The sequence below is a fragment of the Methylobacillus rhizosphaerae genome (genome assembly GCF_900187985.1).
Classification (GTDB): Bacteria; Pseudomonadota; Gammaproteobacteria; order Burkholderiales; family Methylophilaceae; genus Methylobacillus; species Methylobacillus rhizosphaerae.
In genome coordinates this window covers 1-19,485 of sequence record NZ_FZOA01000008.1, presented here as the reverse complement: position 1 = coordinate 19,485, position 19,485 = coordinate 1, and the positions used below count along the sequence as shown (strand labels likewise).

The following is a 19,485-nucleotide window of genomic DNA, read 5'->3' as shown; positions in this document are numbered from 1 at the left end:
TTGGCAATAAGGTTATGGATATTATTTTATGGCGTCACGCTGAAGCCGAGGAAGGTTCTCCCGATCTTGCGCGGAAACTGACCTCCCATGGAGAGCAACAAGCTGCAAAAATGGCAGCCTGGCTCAAACAGCATATGCCGGGCAACACGCGCATCATTGCAAGCCCTGCGCAGCGCACGCAGCAAACAGCCAAATCACTGGGCATGGAGTTTACCACCCTGGACGCCCTGGCTCCCGGCGCATCGCCACAAGCCCTGCTTGAAGCAGCAGGCTGGCCCCTCAGCAAGGGCAGTGTACTCGTTATCGGCCACCAGCCTACACTAGGCATGGCTGCTGCATACGCCATGACACGGCGCACGCAGTACTGGAGCGTAAGAAAAGGCGCCATCTGGTGGATTGCAAACCGACGCCGCGGCGAAGAGGAGCAGACTGTGTTACGCGCCATGCTGACACCCGAACTGCTTTAGATTGTGTCAATACAACAAAATAATTGCCAGGAGATGATTTGAGCACAATCCTGATTGCCAACCCAAAAGGTGGAAGCGGAAAAACCACACTCGCCACAAATCTCGCAGGTTATTTTGCCAGTAGGGGACGTCATGTCGTGCTATCCGACATGGACAGGCAACGTTCAGCGCTGCAATGGCTGGAGCGGCGTCCGCACAAGCTGCCCCTGATTCATGGCCAGGATGGCCGGGGGAAATTTGCCACCAGCCTGAGTGCAGACTGGACCATCATAGATTCTCCCGCTGGGCTGCGGGGTGACAAACTCAAGCAGGCCGTCAAGGATGCCAATTTTGTCATCGTCCCCATGCAGACCTCGGCGTTTGACATCGGAGCCACGCGCGATTTCCTGCAAGTACTGCAAGAGGAAAAAGCTATCCGCAAGGGACATACATTTGTCGCCATGATAGGCATGCGCGTAGACAGCCGGACACGGGCAGCCCAGGCCTTGCAGGAATTCCTTGCCACATCAGGCTTTCCATCAGTCGGTAATTTACGGCCTGCCCAGGTATACGCACTGGCAGCAGAACAAGGTGCCAGCCTGTTTGACATCCGCCCATCCCAGGTCAATCGTGACTTGCAACAGTGGGCTCCCCTGCTGCACTGGCTGATTAATGCACACAAGCAAAAACAAGTAAAAAAAGAAACTGGGACATGACGCATGCCTAACGAGATCGAGCTCAAATTACGCATTGCCAAAGAGGACATTCCCAGGCTGCGACGCCATCCTGCCATCCTCCGCAATCTGACGGAAAAAGCCCTGACGCGCCGCTTGGTCAGCACATACTATGACACTGAAGATTTGCAGCTGCTTGACCGCCTCATCAGCCTGCGTGTCCGCCGCATGTCAGGAGGATGGTTCCAGGCCGTCAAAGCTGCAGGCCATTCACTTGCCGGACTGCACCAGCGACTGGAATGGGAAGATATCATTTCCAAAGGCGAGCCTGATTACACCAAAATCATCGACCCGTCTCTGACACCGATTTTTGACAACCCGGCACTGCGCGAAGCCCTCAAGCCGATCTTCACCACCGACATGCAGCGTACGGAATGGCAGTTGGCATACCAAGGCAGCCATATTGAGCTCTCGCTGGACAATGGGCAATTGATCGCTGGCCAGGCGAGCGAGGACATGACTGAGATCGAGCTGGAGTTGAAGCACGGTGAGATCAAGCACCTGTTCGCGCTGGCGCTTGAACTGCAGGCGGATATTCCGCTGACGATAGAAAATATCAGCAAGGCACAGCGCGGTTACGCCTATTACCGCCATTTTCCGCTAAAAACATCCAAAGCCAGATCCATCAGTATCCACCCTGCAGATTCTCCAGCCACCACATTTGAACAAGCCGGATGGGAGTGCCTGCGACACCTGCAAAGCAACCAGCAATCCGCCATGCAGGGTACTGACTCGGAAGGGGTACACCAGATGCGGATCGCATTACGCCGGTTACGCACTGTACTACGTACCTTTGCGATTGAAGATGCATATATCGAGACAGAACTGGACTGGCTGGACACGCTATTGGCCAAAGTACGTGACCTGGATGTTCTGCAACATGATACCTTGCCACAACTCAAGTTAGGCACCAAACCACTGTCAGCCATACAGTCCATCGTAAAACAAAGACATAAGCGTGCTTGCAGCAAGCTGCGGACAGGCTTGAAACATCCACGCTACCAGCACCTTCTGCTCACACTGGGAAACTTGGTGGCAACCGGCCTGCCTGCACATGACAAATCATTGAAGAAAACTGTCAAATCCCGCCTGGCACACCTGCATAAAACATTGCTGAAAAGTGGTCGCAAGTTCAGGCGGCTTTCAGCAGAAGAACGCCACAACGTACGCAGGCACGCACGCCAATTGCGCGATACAGTGGAACTCTTCCGGGAAACCTATCCAGACAAGAAAAAATCAAAGCAGGCCGCCCTGCTATCGACAACCTTGAAGCAGATGCAAATCCTGTCAGGCAACTTGAATGACCTATTGAATGCGCGCAATATATTGCATGATATGACAAAGCGTCATCCAGCCCTGCAGGCTGTCACCAGCTGGGAGAAAATCATGGAAAAACTGGAAAAACGCCATCACTCCGCCCTGCCAGAGGCATGGAAAACACTAAAACAGACGAAAACCTTTTGGTAGGGGTAAAAATCCACTACACTCGCCCCCATTCCCTCAATGTGTATATTTAAGAGATTGCCATGAATCTGGAAAAAGTAATTTTCGGTTTCTTCATCGTCCTGGCGATGACCCTCAATTTTGGCTTTTTTGTTGGTGGCTCCGGCAACCCCATAGAGCATCACATCTATGAGCTCTACACTGCCATTGTGGTCAACCTGATTGCCACCGTGCTCAAATTCGGTGATCGCTCCCAAATCGGCGCTATCCATCTTTCCACCAGCCTGGTTGCAGATCTGCAACTGATTGCCGCCGCCATCGTCTGGGTCGTTGCCAGCTCAGAAGCATCAGGCACCGCTGCACGTGTTGTCTCGCTGAGTGGTGGCGCCTTGCTTGCCAACATCACCTCCGTCATTCTGCTACTGGCGGAAACCATTACACTGCGCCGGTAAATCCTGAGCGGAACCGCTGGTGAATAATATTTTCTTCCTGATCCTGCGGCGCATGCGCACGCCGCTGATCACTGTCATTGTCAGCTACACCATTGCGATCGTCGGGCTAACATTGATGCCAGGAGTGGATGATCTCGGCAATCCATGGCATATGAGCCTGTTCGAGGCTTTTTATGTCATCAGCTACACCGCCACCACCATTGGTTTTGGCGAAGTCCCCTTCCCTTACAGCGATGCGCAACGCCTGTGGATGACATTCTCCATCTACCTCACGGTCATCCCCTGGTTCTACGCCATAGGTAAAATCATTTCCCTGTTTCAGGATCCTGCACTCAAGCAGGCGCTCACCACCAACAGCTTTGCCCGGGCCGTGGATCACCTGCATGAACCCTTCTTCATTGTGTCAGGTTATGGCGAAACCGGCAGCCTACTGGTGAAGGCACTGGACCACAAAGGTATTCGTGTTGTCGTGACAGAAGTAAACCAGGACCGTGTCAACGACTTGGAACTGGAGGATTACCAGTTCGATATCCCTGCACTCTGCGCTGATGCCAAGATGCCAGACACCTTGCTGCGCGCAGGCGTACGCCACCCCATGTGCAAGGGTATTGCAGCACTGACTGATAACGACCATGTCAACCTGGCAGTGGCAGTCGCGGCAAAACTTCTCAACCCCAACCTGACAGTGCTCGCACGCGCCGAAGACGACGACGTAGCCGCCAACATGGCCTCTTTCGGCACAGATCATATCCTGAACCCCTACACCTTGTTCGGGGATCAATTAGGCACAGAAGTGCATGCCATTGGCACTTACCTGCTGCATAAATGGCTCACGGGTGTTCCTGGTGATACCCTGAACCTGCCCAAGGTACCGCCTATCGGCAAATGGATCGTCTGTGGATACGGACGCTTTGGCAAAGCCGTGGTAGAAAACCTGGAGCGTGAACAAATCACGACGGTTGTCATCGAGGCCGATCCTGAACTCACACACTGTGAGAATTGCATTGTCGGCAGTGGCACGGAAGCATCCACGCTGAAAGAAGCTGGCATTGAAAATGCTGTCGGCATCATCGCAGGCACCAACAGCGACATTAATAATCTGTCAATCGTGATGACGGCCCAGAAGATGAATCCCAACCTGTTTGTTGTCGTGCGCAAGAACCGTCGCTTCAACGAACCCTTGTTTGAACATTTCAATGCAGATATATCAATGGATCCCAGCGATATCATTGCCCATGAGTGCCTGGCACGCATGATTACGCCGATGATGACGCACTTCCTGCAACTGGTACGTACCCAGGACAATAATTGGGCTAATCAATTGATCAGCCGCCTGGTAGGCGTGGTCGGTGAGAGTGTACCTGATGCCTGGGGCGTCACCGTTGATACGGAACACAGCCCGGCAGTCGCCAACCTGATTTCATGGGGGCTGCCCGTCACTCTGGACGCATTGACGCGTGACCCCGGAAACCGCACACAGAAGCTGGACCTGGTTCCCCTCATGCTGGTACGCAGTGGCCAATATTTTCTGCTGCCGGAAGTCACTGAGGCACTACATGTTGGTGACCGCCTGCTGTTCTGCGGCAGCTCTACTGCCAAGAGCGCACAACCCATCACATTGAGTAATCATAAAACCCTGACCTGGATTATCAATGGCCGCGAAATTGCCGATGGCTGGCTCTGGCGTTGGGCAACACGCAAAATCACCCGCTGGAGAAAATCTCTGCGTCCACAAGGCAAGCACTCAGCCAAATAGGAAGCAGAGACTCATTCTTCAACTGGAGTTCTGCGCAAGATCTTAACCGCTCCATGCCAGCGTTTATCCTCCAGTCTACGACGACGTGCTCCCAGACTAGGCCTGGTAGGTGTCCGCGACTTCGGCACAACCGCTGCACTGTTGATCAACGCCTGTAATCGTTGTAGGGCTTCTGCGCGATTCAGTTCCTGGCTCCTATGCGTCTGTGCCTTGATGATGATGACACCATCGCGCGTAATGCGGTGATCACGCAAGCGCAACAGGCGCATTTTGACCGCTTCCGGCAAGCTGGAAACCTTGACGTCATAGCGCAGATGTATCGCACTGGATACCTTATTAACATTCTGGCCCCCAGCGCCCTGCGCACGCACGGCCGTCAACTCAACTTCATCAATCTGCAATACGATGTTTTCAACCATCAAGTTTTCTCTTCTTTTTAGCAGCTTAACCCTAGGCATTCAGGTAGTGGCTTAAACCAACAAAACTTGACCTGAAGGGCCAAAAAAGCCAATATATCGCCTTCAAAGAAGGCCTCAAGCCATAACAAAACACTTCGGCCTGATGTTGTATCGGGCTGATTATACCCAAGCGTATCTTAAAAAGTTTCCCGGAGAATCCTACATGGCATTGACCCCCGACCTCGACCCTCAAGAGACCCAGGAATGGCTTGATGCCATCTCATCGGTACTTGAGAATGAAGGTGCCGAGCGCGCGCATTTCCTGCTGGAGACACTGATCGACAAAGCTCGTCGCTCAGGTGCCTACTTACCGTACAACGCAACAACTGCTTACGTAAACACCATTCCTTCTCATCTGCAGGCCAAGCATCCGGGTGATACCGCCATGGAGCGCAAGATCCGCGCACTGATCCGTTGGAATGCCATCATGACCGTACTGCGCGCCAACGAAAAATCACCTGGCATCGGTGGACATATTGCCAGCTTCCAATCCGCTGCCACACTGTACGATACTGGTTTCAACCACTTTTTCCGCGCGGCCAATGAAAACTTTGGTGGCGACCTGATCTACTTCCAGGGCCACTCCTCTCCAGGTGTGTATGCACGTGCTTTCCTGGAGGGCCGCCTGACTGAAGAACAAATGTCCAACTTCCGTATGGAATCCAACGGTAATGGCCTGTCTTCATACCCCCATCCATGGTTGATGCCTGACTTCTGGCAGTTCCCGACTGTTTCCATGGGTCTGGGACCGATTGCCGGCATTTATCAAGCACGCTTCCTCAAATACCTGCACAACCGTGGCATTGCCGATACGGCTGAGCGCAAGGTGTGGGTCTTCTGTGGTGATGGCGAAATGGACGAACCAGAATCCCTGGGTGCCATTTCCCTCGCAGCGCGCGAGAAGCTGGATAACCTGATTTTTGTCATCAACTGCAACCTGCAGCGCCTGGACGGCCCGGTACGCGGCAATGGCAAGGTGATTCAGGAATTTGAAGCAGCTTTCCGTGGCTCTGGCTGGAATGTACTCAAGGTACTTTGGGGCTCCTATTGGGACCCACTGCTGGCCATGGATAAAGATGGCTTGCTCAAGAAGCGCATGGAAGAATGCGTGGATGGTGAATACCAGAACTTCAAGGCCAAGGGTGGCGCATACACCCGCGAGCACTTCTTTGGCAAATACCCTGAACTCAAGGAGATGGTAGCTGCAATGTCTGATGAAGACATCTGGCGCCTCAACCGTGGCGGTCATGATCCACACAAGGTTTACGCCGCTTACCATTCTGCCGTGAACCATAAGGGACAGCCTACCGTCATCCTGGCAAAAACCGTCAAGGGTTACGGCATGGGTGAAGAAGGCGAAGGCCAGAACACCACACACCAGCAGAAGAGCATGAGTGTTGAAACCCTCAAGAAATTCCGCGATCGTTTCGACCTGCCACTGACTGATGAACAAGTTGAAAACCTCAGTTTCTATCGCCCTGCTGATGACAGCCCGGAAATGCAGTACCTGCATGCCCGCCGTCAGGCCATGGGAGGCTACCTGCCGGTACGTCGCCGTAAGGGTAACGAGCTGACCGTTCCAGAATTGTCTGCATTCGATAATATGCTGGTTGCCACCGGTGAACGCGAAATCTCCACCACCATGGCATTTGTCCGCATCCTGTCCACGCTGCTGCGTGACAAGCAGCTGGGCAAGTTCGTTGTTCCTATCGTACCGGATGAAGCCCGTACCTTTGGTATGGAAGGCATGTTCCGCCAATTGGGTATCTACTCTTCCGTCGGCCAGCTCTATGAGCCACAGGATGCTGATCAGGTGATGTTCTACAAAGAATCCCAGAGCGGCCAGATTCTGGAGGAAGGGATCAACGAAGCAGGTTCGTTCTCATCCTGGCTGGCGGCGGCGACCTCCTACAGCGTCACCGGCGTACAGATGATCCCGTTCTATATCTTCTACTCCATGTTTGGCTTCCAGCGTATTGGCGACCTGGCATGGGCAGCGGGTGACAGCCGCGCACGCGGCTTCCTGCTCGGCGCGACCGCGGGCCGCACCACGCTGAATGGCGAGGGTTTGCAGCACGAGGATGGTCACAGTCACCTGATGTCAGCCACCATCCCGAACTGCGTTTCCTATGATCCGACATTTGCGTATGAACTCGCGGTCATCATCCAGGAAGGTCTGCGCCGCATGGTGCAGAACCAGGAAGATGTGTACTACTACATCACCCTGATGAACGAGAACTACACGCACCCCGAGATGCCGAAGGGTGTCGAGGAAGGCATCCTCAAGGGTATCTACCAGTTCAAGAAATCCAAGGCCAAAGGGCCAAAGGTACAATTACTCGGCAGTGGCGTGATCCTGCGTGAAGTGATTGCTGCTGCTGAACTGCTGGAAAAAGACTGGGGCGTGTCTGCCGATATCTGGAGCGTTACCAGCTTTACCGAGCTGCGTCGCGAAGGCCTGGATGCAGAACGCTGGAACCTGCTCAATCCAGCAAAAACTCAGAGAGAAAGTTACGTCACCCAGCAGTTGAAGAAGGCAGAAGGGCCAGTCATCGCCTCCACTGACTACATGAAGGCATTTGCCGACCAGATCCGTAACTTCATTCCACAACGTTATGTTGCATTGGGCACTGACGGTTATGGTCGCTCTGACTCGCGCGAAGCATTGCGCAGCTTCTTCGAGGTTGATCGCTACCATGTGGTTCTGGCAGCCCTGAAAGCACTGGCTGACGAAGGTCAGTTGCCAGCAAGCAAGGCTGCAGATGCGGTCAAGAAATATAACTTCAACGTTGACAAGCCAAATCCGACAACGGTTTAAGCGGTTGGCAGGCCACCAGCATCGTCTGGTGGCCGTTCGTTCGTACAACGCCCCGGCCTATCCGCATGTGGGCGTTTCGCGTAAATGCATATCTTGAAAAAGATACATTTTTAAGGAACATCAAGCATGGCAATTAAAGACGTACTCGTTCCCGACATCGGCAACTTTGACAGCGTGGATGTCATTGAAGTCCTGGTCAAAGCCGGTGACACCATTGCCAAGGACGATTCACTGATCACCCTGGAGTCTGACAAGGCCTCCATGGATATTCCTGCACCATTTGCAGGCACAGTGAAAACAGTCAATATCAAGGTGGGCGACAAAGTTGCGCAAGGCGGACTCATTCTGACCCTTGATGCAGAAGAGAATGCAAGCACGGCTGCGCCCAAGGAAGAGACCAAGCCAACACCGGTACCAGAAATTGCGCCTCCGCCTGTACCGGCACCTGAGGCAACACGCCCAGCAGCACCGCCACCTCAAACCATACAACCACAGGCAACACCGAATCCAGTCAGTGCCAGTGTAGAAACCACACCTGGCAAATTGGCGCATGCCAGCCCCTCTGTACGCAAGTTTGCGCGTGAGCTCGGCGTCAATCTTGCCTTTGTCACACCGAGTGGCAATAAGAACCGCATCCTGCAGGAAGACGTACAAGCCTACGTCAAGAGTGAGCTCAACAAGCCTCGCACTGGCGGCATTGCTTCCAGCGCAGGTGGTCTGGCAGTCATTCCATCTCCAGTCATTGATTTCACTCAATATGGCGATATTGAGACCAAGCCTTTATCGCGCATCAAGAAGTTATCTGGTGCCAATCTGCATCGTAACTGGGTGACTGCGCCACACGTGACCCAATTCGATGAAGCAGATATCACGGACCTCGAAGAGTTCCGTAAATCCATGCAGGCTGAAGCTGAAAAGCGTGGCGTCAAGCTCACCATGCTGGCCTTCCTGATCAAGGCATCAGTCAATGCATTACGTGCCTACCCTAATTTCAATGCCTCACTGTCTGCTGATGGTGAAAACCTGATTCTCAAGCAGTACTACAACGTCGGCTTTGCCTGCGACACGCCAGATGGCCTGGTGGTACCCGTGATTCGCGATGTCAACCGCAAAGATGTGCTCGAAATCGCAGCAGAACTGGGCGATCTGTCTGCCAAGGCTCGCGAACGCAAACTCAAGGTCGAAGAAATGCAAGGTGGCTGCTTCACCATTTCCAGCCTTGGCGGCATTGGCGGTACGGCATTCACTCCTATCATCAACTGTCCTGAAGTTGCCATCCTGGGAGTCTCACGCTCCAGCATCCAGCCGGTATTCAACAGCAAAACCAAGGAATTCGAGCCGCGTCTGGTTCTGCCTTTATCCCTATCATATGACCACCGTGTGATTGATGGTGCCGATGGTGCGCGTTTCACCAGCCACTTGCGCATGGTATTGTCTGATGTGCGTCGTTTGTTGCTGTAAGGATTAAGGGATAAAAATGAGCAAGATTACTGAAGTACTGGTTCCCGATATCGGCAATTTCGATAGCGTGGACGTCATTGAAGTCCTGGTGAAAACTGGCGACACCATCGCCAAGGAGGATGCGCTGATCACCCTGGAGTCTGATAAGGCCTCCATGGACATTCCCTCTTCCCACGCCGGCGTTGTGAAGGAAATCAAAGTCAAGGTGGGCGACAAGGTCACCAAGGGCACGCTGATCCTGCTAGTGGAAGAAGCAGCTGCTGCTGATAACGCACCAGCCAGCACGGCACAGGCAGAAACTGCTCCAGCCGTTCCGGTAGAAAATCCACAGCCTGCCACAGCACCAACACCGGCAGTGAGCACTGGCGACTCCGACATCAATACTGAAGTCGTGGTATTAGGTTCAGGTCCTGGTGGCTACACAGCAGCCTTCCGCGCTGCCGATCTCGGCAAGCAAGTTGTCCTGATTGAGCGCTATTCCACGCTAGGTGGCGTCTGCCTCAACGTAGGCTGCATTCCCTCCAAAGCATTACTGCATACCGCTAAGGTAATCACTGAGGCCGAGGAAACCAGTCATCATGGCGTCAGTTTCGGCAAACCTGAGATCAAGCTCGACGAACTGCGTAACTGGAAGGCCAATGACGTTGTTGCCAAGCTCACCGGTGGTTTGGCGCAAATGGCCAAGCAGCGCGGCGTAACCGTGGTACAAGGTGTAGGTCAATTCACTAGCTCCAACCAGATCGCAGTGACCGCAACCGATGGCAAAGTCACTACGGTCGGGTTCCAGAATGCCATCATCGCCGCTGGCTCGCAGGCTACCAAGTTCCCAGGTGCACCTGAAGACGAGCGCATCATGGATTCCACCGGCGCACTGGCACTGGCAGATGTGCCAAAACGCCTGTTGGTGATCGGCGGCGGTATCATCGGCCTGGAAATGGGCACAGTATATGACGCGCTGGGCAGCAAGGTCAGCGTGGTCGAGTTCATGGATGGCCTGATTCCCGGTGCTGACCGTGACCTGATCCGTCCATTGCAGAAACGCATGGAAAAACGCTTCGAGAACATCATGCTCTCGACCAAGGTCGCCAAGATGGAAGCAAAGAAGGACGGCATCCATGTCAGTTTCGAAGGTGAAAACGCACCCAAGGAAACTCAGATCTACGACCGAGTGCTGGTTTCCATCGGCCGCCGCCCGAATGGCAAGAACATCGGCGCAGAAAATGCGGGTGTGGCAGTTGATGATCGCGGTTTCATTGCCGTAGACAAGCAGATGCGTACTAACGTACCGCACATCTTCGCGATTGGCGATATTGTCGGTCAGCCCATGCTGGCACACAAAGCGACCCACGAAGCCAAGGTGGCTGCGGAAGTCATTGCCGGACACAAGGTTGAATTCCAGGCCATGGTCATTCCATCGGTCGCCTATACTGATCCCGAGGTGGCCTGGGTAGGTGTGACAGAAACCGAAGCCAAGGCCCAGGGTCTGGCCATAGAAAAAGCATCCTTCCCATGGGCAGCGAGTGGTCGTGCACTATCAATCGCCCGCTCCGAAGGCGCAACCAAGCTGATTTTCGATAAGGAAACTCATCGCGTGATCGGTGCCGGTATCGTTGGTACCAATGCCGGTGAGCTACTGGCAGAAGCCGTGCTTGCAATTGAGATGGGCGCAGACGCACATGATCTGGGCCTGACCATTCATGCCCATCCGACCTTGTCTGAAACCATCTGCTTTGCGGCAGAAATGAAGGAAGGCACGATCACTGACCTGTATATCAAGAAAAGATAAACCCCAATAAAAAATCCCGCTTCTGCGGGATTTTTTATTTCCAGAATTACATTCACCCCAAGAGGAGGCCGATAAAGACATTCCATCTTTTTCCAGCACTCTAGGGAAGAATACTGCTAACTGGCTGTCCCGGATTGATCTCCAGCAACTGGCACCGCAGCTGCTTGCTGAGATTCCGAACTGATTGCCGCATCCTTGTTATCACCAGCCTTAGCTTTTGCTGTTTCACCTGTCTTTTTGGCACGAGGTTTGCGGGTTCTTGGTTTGCTTACAGCCTTTTTCTCTGTGTCAGTACTGCCAGCATTAGATTTAGCTACGGATTTCGACTTGGGTGCATCCCCTGCTGCAGCCTTTGTCGCACCACTCCGCCGGGGCGATCTTTTCCGAGTATTCTTGGGCTTGCTTTCAGGGAGAGATGTTGTGCTTGCACTCTCCGGGACACTTTCCCCCTCATTGCTGGCATTCGCCACTACTTTGCTCAGTATCCGTTTGCCCGCAACAACCGCAGCAGCCAGTGCAACTTTCTTGACAATATCCTTGAGTATTCCCATACCGTCTCCTATTGGCAATTCACCTGTTTAAGTTCACTTCCAGGAAAATGTTCTCCCTGTTTATTCAACTCTACTACCATTTCTGCCGACATGTCATTGATACGCAAACTGACGCGGCCTTTTTCCTGGTTTCTTATTGCTTTCTGTACCAACGCAACACCACGATCCTGTAGCTGTTCAAGCAGTTTAGTCGCCAATCGCTCATCTTTGAATACTCCCAGAGAAATTGCATTACGCCAAGGCGCATCTTGCATGATAACGCTGACATCCACGCCCTGCGCTTTCAATTCTCTTATTTTATCCTGAGCGGCCTGGCGCGATGGTAATGGCGGAATGTATACCCAGTATTGCAACGTCTCCTGCATAGTTTTCTGTTGCATGGTTGCCATCAGAGAATTTCGCGCAAGAATCGCCTGGGCCCGCTTCACGCTGTTTGCATCAAAACTTCCCCATTCGTAACAAGCATAAGCCTTGTCAGAACCCGGCATTCCTGTTGTTTCACTCCCTGCAGGCAATGCTTCTATCTCTTCACTCGTCAGCAATTTAATCTTTTCTGGCGATAAGGGCGCATGCAATCCATGTTGCGGCATAGTCTCGACATGATGGTTGTGAAAGCCCACCCACAATCCCATATTCAGTAACAACAGGATACCCAATAGCCACTTCATGCCATTTCTGCTCTTTCCAGGCACAACAAACCCCGTAGTACCAGATTCTCCTCAAGCCGGTATTCTTTCGCCAACCCATGCTCCTCCAACAAAGGCAGTAAGGCACTCGCGTCACCACCGCTCAATATACATGGTACTCGCTGCCCACAACGTTCGTTCAATAACTGCAACATATTATTTACCGCACCACACATGGCTTGCAGGCTACCGCTATGCACCGCATCGCGGGTATTGACGGGGAAACTCATGTATTCCCCATCATGCTCCATCTCAATATTAGCTGCAGCTCCCATGATACTGGAACGCATCAATCGCAAACCTGGCACAATAATCCCGCCGATAAAGCGGCCCTGCGTTTGTGTCATGTGCTCAATCATATTGATCGCCAATGCTGTGCCTGCATTCACCACCAGACAACTGTCGCGGTAATACTGCCAGGATGCCACCATCGTGGCCCAGCGATCAATCCCCAGCTGCTCAGGTATGGTGTATGCGTTCTCAAGCCCGCACGCATGAAGGCCGCTCAGGTGCCAGCGCACAGGCAACCCCAGTGCCTCCAGGCGTCGGCCAAGTACATCCTGCTGCTCCTTCCCGGCGACATTCGCGATGGCTACTCGCGTACACTCCTGCCAGGACTCAGGGATATCGCCATCTCCAGCCAGTAGACCTTGTGCATGAATATCCCCATTATCCAGCTCGAATATTCCCCATTTGGTACGACTGTTGCCCATATCAATGGTCAGCAAGCGGCTCATGTGATTTGCCCTCGCAAACTGATCTCACCAGAAGAGAAACGCTGCACACCCTGTGTAGTATTGACCAATAATACGCCATCATGGGCAACACCCTGCACAATGCCGTGTTGCTCACGCCCATCAGGAAACAATAAACGTACTGCTTTTGCATGATAAGCATGAAATCGCTGCCACTCCATACTCAAGCCCGAAAATCCAGACTGTTCAAACTCCTGCAATACTTGTGCCAGCTGTCCCAATGCTCTTCCCAGCAAAATACTGGGATTTATTTCCACAGATAAATGGCTGGTCATATCTGTGACAGGTTGGTCTATCATGGCCCGGGTCGCCTCAGACAATTTAAGGTTAAGCCCGATCCCTATTACCGCAGCACTGGGTCCCTCCATATCTCCTTGCAGTTCAATCAGGATACCCGCAAGTTTGTGCTCTCCGACCAGAATGTCATTCGGCCATTTTAATCTTGCCTCCAGCAATCCGTATTGGTGCAGCGTACGGATGAGGGCCAGGCCCACTGCCAGGCTCAATCCAGATAATGCAGCGGCCCCCATCTGGAAACGCCACAATAAAGAAAATGTCAGGCTGGCACCGAGTGCGGCCTGCCAGCTACGTCCGCGTCGCCCACGGCCCCGTGTTTGCAGCAAAGCAGCAGCAACAGCACCATGTTGTGCGTCATTCGCAGCTTGCTGCATAAGATAACTATTAGTGGAGTCAATAGCATCAAACAACTCCACATCAAACAAGGATTGCTGCATGCCCAACTCAGTCAGCGTTGTTTCTTTATCAAGCAACTGCACTGGTGCCGGTAACCGGTATCCACGCCCACGAACAGAAAAAATCTCGATGCCAAGTCTTTCTGCTGCCTGGATTGCATTCCAGACAGAAGCGCGGGTCACGGAAAACTGGCGGGCAATATCCTCGCCAGAGTGAAAGCGGCCATCCGCCAATAATCTTAAGATAGGAAAAACCAAATTATTCATTGCTAGGCCAGTATATCGCAAGCTGTAGCAGAATCTAACGAATAATCTGGGTCTGTCTGCCATGCCGGACAGCCCGTTAGGACGCGACACAGTGTAAAATAGCAGCAAATCAATAGTGCATTACCACCATGTCTGAAAAAACACCTGTTGCCCCTGCTTCCAACTTTATTCGCAATATTGTGGAACATGACCTTGAACAAGGTACGTACAAACATCGCCATTGGGCAAGCTCACCTGGCGATGCGCAACATCATGCTGCCGGGGAAATCGACCCGGCCAAGATCCGTACCCGCTTCCCTCCAGAACCCAATGGATACCTGCACATAGGACACGCCAAGAGCATTTGCCTCAATTTCGGGCTGGCACGAGACTTCGGTGGTGTCTGCCATATGCGCTTCGATGATACCAATCCTGAAAAAGAAGAACAGGAATACGTTGACAGTATCATAGACTCCGTCACATGGCTGGGGTTTGACTGGAATGTTTTCGGCGAATCTCATTTGTATTTTGCCAGTAACTATTTTGACTTCATGTACCGGGCTGCAGAAATACTGATTGAGTCAGGCCATGCTTATGTCGATCAGCAAACCGCCGAGGAAATGCGTATTAACCGCGGCACACTCACAGAACCGGGCAAGAATTCTCCCTGGCGTGACCGCTCAGCAGTGGAAAACCTCGCGCTATTCCGTGAAATGCGCGATGGCAAGCACGCGGATGGCAGCATGATATTACGCGCCAAAATTGATATGGCTTCCCCCAATATCAATCTGCGTGATCCGGCGATCTACCGTATCAAGCATGCCCATCACCACAACACCGGTGACAAATGGTGCATCTACCCGATGTACACCTTCGCCCATCCGTTGGAAGATGCTTACGAAAGAGTAACTCACTCGCTCTGTACATTGGAATTCGAGGACCAGCGTCCGTTTTATGACTGGGTACTAGCCAAACTGGCAGAAGCTGGTTTGCTGGCTCATCCATTACCTAGGCAATACGAATTTTCCCGCCTCAACCTGACTTATGTTGTACTTTCCAAACGCAAGTTGATTGAACTGGTGGAAAAGCAATTCGTCAGTGGCTGGGATGACCCACGCCTGCCTACTTTAGTGGGTGCTCGCCGCCGCGGCTATGCACCTGAAGGTTTCCGCTTGTTTACAGATCGTATTGGTATTTCCAAGACGGACTCCTGGATCGAATACACCATTCTCGAAGACTGCATGCGGGAAGTACTCAATGCGTCAGCAGAACGCCGTATTGCCGTGCTTGACCCTATCAAGCTCGTCATTGATAACTACCCAGAAGGCCAGTCCGAGGATTGCCACGCTCCCAACCACCCGCAAAAACCTGAGCTTGGCCACCGGGTAGTGCCGCTTTCGCGCGAACTATGGATAGAGCGCGAAGACTTCATGGAAGCACCACCAAAAGGTTACTTCAGACTCTTCCCGGGCAATATGGTACGACTACGCTATGGTTATGTCGTCAAATGCACAAGCTTTGAAAAAGATGCTGATGGCAATATCACCACGGTACACTGCGAATACCTGCCAGACACCAAGTCGGGCACACCTGGCGCAGACTCGGTTAAGGTCAAGGGTAACATTCACTGGGTATCCGCAGCACATGCTTTCGCCGGAGAAATACGCTTGTACGACCGATTGTTCAAGGAAGCGCGCCCAGGCGAAGGCGACCGCAATTATCTGGACGATATTAATCCAGACTCGGTCAAAATCATTACAGCACAGCTGGAGCCATCACTGCAGCAAGCCAGGCCGGAGGAACGTTTCCAGTTTGAGCGTCACGGCTATTTTGTAGCCGACAGCAAGGATAGCCAGTCTGGAAAGCCTGTCTTTAACAGAACAGTGACTTTACGCGACGCCTGGCAAAAATAGCTCTGTGCATTCCCTCTATCTAACAATACAACCATGAAACTAGCCGTTGACCTGAATCAAGCATTTCGCCTTCTCAATCATGGCCCGACTGTACTAGTTACAGCAGCCTATCAGGGAAAAGTCAACGTAATGGCCGCCGCCTGGAATATGCCTCTGGATTGCAGTCCAGCCAGGATTGCAATTGTCATTGATAAGAAAACCTACACGCGCGAATTGATAGAGGGAAGTAGCACATTCGCCATCAATGTGCCTTGTCGCGCGCAAGCCGGAGTCGTTACCCAGGTAGGTGCCAGCTCTGGCCGTGAATTACTGGGACAAAATCCGGATAACAAATTTTCTGCGCTCGATCTCTCAACATTTTCTGCCTCCAAGATTGAAGCTCCTTTACTGGAAGGCTGTATTGCCTGGCTGGAATGCAGGCTGATAAACGAGCCCCATATGCAGGAAAGCTACGATTTATTTATTGCTGATATCGTTGCTGCACATGCCGACAGCCGTGTCTTTAGTCACGGGCGCTGGCATTTTGATGGCCATGATGAATTACGCACCCTGCATCATGTTGCTGGCGGATTTTTCTTTACGCCCGGAGAAAGTGTCTCCACGCAGTCCCAGGATCACTGAAGCGCTACAGGACGCGCGCTGGCAATCGTCCAATATTGTTTTTCCTTGTCGCGCGTCTGAGAGCATCCCAGCGCAATCGGCTCATCTCCCGGCTGGATAATATGTTTGGTATGATCCGCAGTCTGCACATCCATGAACCAGCGGTCCAGCCATACCTCCATGGCCTCAGTCGCATCACTCTTCAATAGAATCAACTTGCCATCATTGGCAAGACATTCCGAACTCTCGTCCTCAATCAAGCCAACTCCAGCTACATTTGAATCCATGGATTCCGCCGCATGCGCATTCAAGATTACACACAACAACCCCATCATCAGGCAATACCGCATATCATCTCCATTTAACTCCAGCTAGGCTTCTTGGCCACCTCAATAAAACAGTCCTAGCAATGATCTACCACAAACTGGCCTATTCTAACTCAACACCTGACATTGTCATCATGACTGCTGCGTATGGTGAGCATGACTTTTCTACCGTACTATTCCATTGATTGCGGAACTCATCATCACATCAATCAAGCGAATACATCTTTTTTCTGACCATCAGTGGAGAAAGAAAACCCACATGAAAAAAAAGCGTCATGCTCACAGCAAGAAAACCGGCCTACCTCCTGGCACACTTATACACACAGGAGATGTCAAAACCTCGCAGGTGACACTAACCATGTTCCGCTACAGCGCCGAACAGATTGAAGAGCGTACGATCACTTCACTGGATGAGATACCATCAGAATCAGAGAATAGTATCCTCTGGTTGAATATACATGGCCTGCATGACCCCAAGATCATGGCTGAAATCGGATTGAAATTCAAACTGCATCCTTTAGTATTAGAAGACATCCTCAATACTGAACAGCGCCCCAAGGTAGATGTTTATGACGATTATTTATATCTCGTCACTCGATTCTTTACCTATGACTCCAGAGAAATGCAGATCAATTCGGAACAGATCAGCATTATCCTCGGGGAACATATTGTGCTGTCCTTCCAGGAGCGACCAACTGGCTCATTTGACCCACTACGCGAACGTTTACGCGCCAACAAAGGATTACTGCGAAAATCTGGTGCAGACGTCCTAGCTTATGCATTGCTGGACATGATCGTAGATAAATACTTTATTATGCTGGAGCAAATCAGTGACGATTGCGAAAAACTCGAAGACCAGCTACTTCATCGCCCCAGCAACGTAGTATTGCAAAACATCCATAAACTCAAGCGTGAAACCATGGATCTGCGTCGCGCAGTCTGGCCATTGCGGGAAATCATCAATAGCTTGGTCCGTAACGAATTTGACTTTTTTCAGGAAAGTACCACCCTATATCTGCGCGATGTCTATGATCACAGTATTCACTTCATTGAATCTCTGGAATCACTGCGCGACTTACTGGCAGGCATGCTTGATATCTACCTTTCCAGCATCAGCAACCAGGTAAACAAAGAAGTCCGCATCCTGACAGTGGTCACCATGTTGTTCATGCCTGCAACCTTGATATCAGGTATTTTCGGCATGAATTTTGAACATATGCCACTGTTGAAAGATTATTGGGGATTCTGGATTGCCCTTGCCTTCATGTTACTTGTGGCAGGTGGAATGGGATTGCATTTCTGGCGCAGACAATGGCTTAGCAGACATTAACTATCATGCACTTTTGATCCGAGCTGCATACTTTGCACGTATTTTTGCAACCTTGGGCGCTGCAACAGCAAGACAATAAGGCTGGTCAAGATTATTTGCATAATAGCCTTGATGATAATCCTCAGCAGGATAAAACTCGCCCCCACTCACAATCTCAGTCACTATTGGAGCTCCATAAGTATTGTCCTTTGCGTACTGCCGGAGCAATTCATTAAGTATCTCTTGCTGCTCCATATTTTGGCAAAACACTGCAGAACGATATTGTGTTCCTATATCATGCCCTTGCCGATTCAAGGTCGTAGCATCATGAGCCAGGAAAAATATTTCCAGTAACACCTCATAATTAATGACTGCTGGATCAAACAGAATTCTGATTGCTTCCGCATGCCCAGTCTGCCCTGTGCATACCTGCTTATAGTCAGGATTCACAACATGGCCGCCTATATATCCAGACACAACTTTCTTTACACCCTTTAATTGCGAGAAGACAGGCTCCAAGCACCAGAAACAACCACCGGCAAAGATAGCAACAGATTCCATTTTAATGTCCTGTTCAAAATTTCATCGGTATTTTTATAATTGCTTTTCAAACAGAAAGCAACTATCAGCCAAAGACGTCAAAAATCAAATTACCAGCGAAAGAAACGAGAAAAAGCAAAAATGAAAAAAGCCCGCTAGTAATCTAGCGGGCTTTTGAATAAAAGCCTGGCGGTGACCTACTTTCGCATGCGAGGTGCATACTATCATTGGCGCAGAATCGTTTCACGTCCCTGTTCGAGATGGGAAGGGGTGGGTCCAATTCGCTATGGCCGCCAGACATAACCGGTAGTGCGTGTACGAGGTACATTCACTGATGTCTGATGGAATTTGCTATCGCAAATTCGTCTTCAACAAACAGAAGAAGTAAAGATGGTATTTTGATTGCTGCTTTAAAAATACCTTGATTCAAGTTTCAAGGTTATAGGATCAAGCCTCACGAGCAATTAGTATCGGTTAGCTTAACGCATTACTGCGCTTCCACACCCGACCTAT

General features: G+C 51.5%; 18 protein-coding genes and 1 rRNA gene. 11 read left to right on the top strand and 8 right to left on the bottom strand.

The annotated features are described in order from the left end of the window. Positions 1-14 precede the first annotated feature (14 nt). From CHB59_RS09700 to CHB59_RS09680, 5 genes are read left to right on the top strand one after another with little or no spacing between them, the layout of a single operon-like run. Complete coding sequence (locus CHB59_RS09700; protein WP_089376163.1) at positions 15-467, top strand: SixA phosphatase family protein; 453 nt, start codon at positions 15-17, stop codon at positions 465-467. 38 nt (positions 468-505) lie between these two features. Further along, the gene (locus tag CHB59_RS09695) at positions 506-1,162 is read left to right on the top strand and encodes a ParA family protein (RefSeq protein ID WP_089376049.1); all 657 of its coding nucleotides are present in this window, start codon (positions 506-508) and stop codon (positions 1,160-1,162) included. A 3-nt stretch (positions 1,163-1,165) separates the two neighbouring features. After that, positions 1,166-2,647 (top strand): CYTH and CHAD domain-containing protein, encoded by a 1,482-nt coding sequence (locus CHB59_RS09690; RefSeq protein ID WP_089376048.1) that lies wholly within the window; start codon positions 1,166-1,168, stop codon positions 2,645-2,647. A 59-nt stretch (positions 2,648-2,706) separates the two neighbouring features. Further along, positions 2,707-3,075, top strand: coding sequence for a DUF6394 family protein (locus CHB59_RS09685; protein ID WP_089376047.1), 369 nt, complete (start codon positions 2,707-2,709; stop codon positions 3,073-3,075). Between the two features lie 52 nt (positions 3,076-3,127). Continuing rightward, entirely contained in the window at positions 3,128-4,831 is a 1,704-nt protein-coding gene (locus CHB59_RS09680) for a potassium channel family protein (RefSeq protein ID WP_179212136.1), read from the top strand. An 11-nt stretch (positions 4,832-4,842) separates the two neighbouring features. Here CHB59_RS09680 and arfB read toward each other — a convergent pair whose 3' ends face one another. Beyond that, positions 4,843-5,250, bottom strand: a complete 408-nt coding sequence (gene arfB / locus CHB59_RS09675) for an alternative ribosome rescue aminoacyl-tRNA hydrolase ArfB (RefSeq protein WP_089376045.1) — start codon at positions 5,248-5,250, stop codon at positions 4,843-4,845. Positions 5,251-5,452: 202 nt separating this feature from the next. Between arfB and aceE the strand changes: the two genes are divergently transcribed. The 3 genes from aceE (at position 5,453) to lpdA (ending at position 11,354) form a co-directional block, all read left to right on the top strand. Continuing rightward, entirely contained in the window at positions 5,453-8,107 is a 2,655-nt protein-coding gene (aceE, locus tag CHB59_RS09670) for a pyruvate dehydrogenase (acetyl-transferring), homodimeric type (protein WP_089376044.1), read from the top strand. Positions 8,108-8,233: 126 nt separating this feature from the next. Further along, on the top strand, positions 8,234-9,568 hold the full coding sequence (gene aceF / locus CHB59_RS09665) for a dihydrolipoyllysine-residue acetyltransferase (RefSeq protein ID WP_089376043.1): 1,335 nt from the start codon (positions 8,234-8,236) through the stop codon (positions 9,566-9,568). Between the two features lie 16 nt (positions 9,569-9,584). Continuing rightward, a complete protein-coding gene (gene lpdA / locus CHB59_RS09660) occupies positions 9,585-11,354 on the top strand; it encodes a dihydrolipoyl dehydrogenase (protein WP_089376042.1) in 1,770 nt (589 codons plus the stop codon). Between the two features lie 116 nt (positions 11,355-11,470). Here the strand turns inward: lpdA and CHB59_RS09655 are convergent, their stop codons facing one another. The 4 genes from CHB59_RS09655 to CHB59_RS09640 are packed head-to-tail and all read right to left on the bottom strand — an operon-like array spanning position 11,471 to position 14,305. Next, positions 11,471-11,905 (bottom strand): hypothetical protein, encoded by a 435-nt coding sequence (locus CHB59_RS09655; RefSeq protein WP_089376041.1) that lies wholly within the window; start codon positions 11,903-11,905, stop codon positions 11,471-11,473. 8 nt (positions 11,906-11,913) lie between these two features. After that, positions 11,914-12,573 (bottom strand): SPOR domain-containing protein, encoded by a 660-nt coding sequence (locus CHB59_RS09650; RefSeq protein ID WP_089376040.1) that lies wholly within the window; start codon positions 12,571-12,573, stop codon positions 11,914-11,916. Then, positions 12,570-13,328 carry a type III pantothenate kinase gene (locus CHB59_RS09645; protein ID WP_089376039.1) on the bottom strand — a complete coding sequence of 253 codons (759 nt, stop codon included), beginning with the start codon at positions 13,326-13,328 and terminating at the stop codon, positions 12,570-12,572. The genes CHB59_RS09650 and CHB59_RS09645 overlap by 4 nt, the downstream gene beginning before the upstream one ends. After that, positions 13,325-14,305, bottom strand: a complete 981-nt coding sequence (locus tag CHB59_RS09640; protein ID WP_089376038.1) for a biotin--[acetyl-CoA-carboxylase] ligase — start codon at positions 14,303-14,305, stop codon at positions 13,325-13,327. Before CHB59_RS09640 ends, CHB59_RS09645 begins: the two co-directional genes overlap by 4 nt. A gap of 128 nt (positions 14,306-14,433) precedes the next feature. On the opposite strand from CHB59_RS09640, the gene CHB59_RS09635 reads away from it, so the two are divergent. Together CHB59_RS09635 and CHB59_RS09630 are read left to right on the top strand one after the other, a co-directional pair. Beyond that, positions 14,434-16,197: a glutamine--tRNA ligase/YqeY domain fusion protein gene (locus CHB59_RS09635; protein WP_089376037.1), complete on the top strand. Its 1,764-nt coding sequence runs from the start codon at positions 14,434-14,436 to the stop codon at positions 16,195-16,197. A 33-nt stretch (positions 16,198-16,230) separates the two neighbouring features. Next, complete coding sequence (locus CHB59_RS09630) at positions 16,231-16,818, top strand: flavin reductase family protein (protein ID WP_089376036.1); 588 nt, start codon at positions 16,231-16,233, stop codon at positions 16,816-16,818. Here the strand turns inward: CHB59_RS09630 and CHB59_RS09625 are convergent. Continuing rightward, the gene (locus CHB59_RS09625; protein WP_179212131.1) at positions 16,812-17,084 is read right to left on the bottom strand and encodes a hypothetical protein; all 273 of its coding nucleotides are present in this window, start codon (positions 17,082-17,084) and stop codon (positions 16,812-16,814) included. The two genes, CHB59_RS09630 and CHB59_RS09625, sit on opposite strands and share 7 nt — an antisense overlap. 298 nt (positions 17,085-17,382) lie before the next feature. Here CHB59_RS09625 and corA point away from each other — a divergent pair, with 298 nt between their 5' ends. Continuing rightward, on the top strand, positions 17,383-18,453 hold the full coding sequence (gene corA / locus CHB59_RS09620) for a magnesium/cobalt transporter CorA (protein WP_089376034.1): 1,071 nt from the start codon (positions 17,383-17,385) through the stop codon (positions 18,451-18,453). Between the two features lie 3 nt (positions 18,454-18,456). On the opposite strand, the gene msrA is transcribed toward corA, so the two are convergent. Together msrA and rrf are read right to left on the bottom strand one after the other, a co-directional pair. Next, positions 18,457-18,993, bottom strand: coding sequence for a peptide-methionine (S)-S-oxide reductase MsrA (gene msrA / locus CHB59_RS09615; RefSeq protein ID WP_089376033.1), 537 nt, complete (start codon positions 18,991-18,993; stop codon positions 18,457-18,459). Positions 18,994-19,156: 163 nt separating this feature from the next. Further along, positions 19,157-19,270 (bottom strand): 5S ribosomal RNA (gene rrf / locus CHB59_RS09610). Positions 19,271-19,485: the final 215 nt, after the last annotated feature.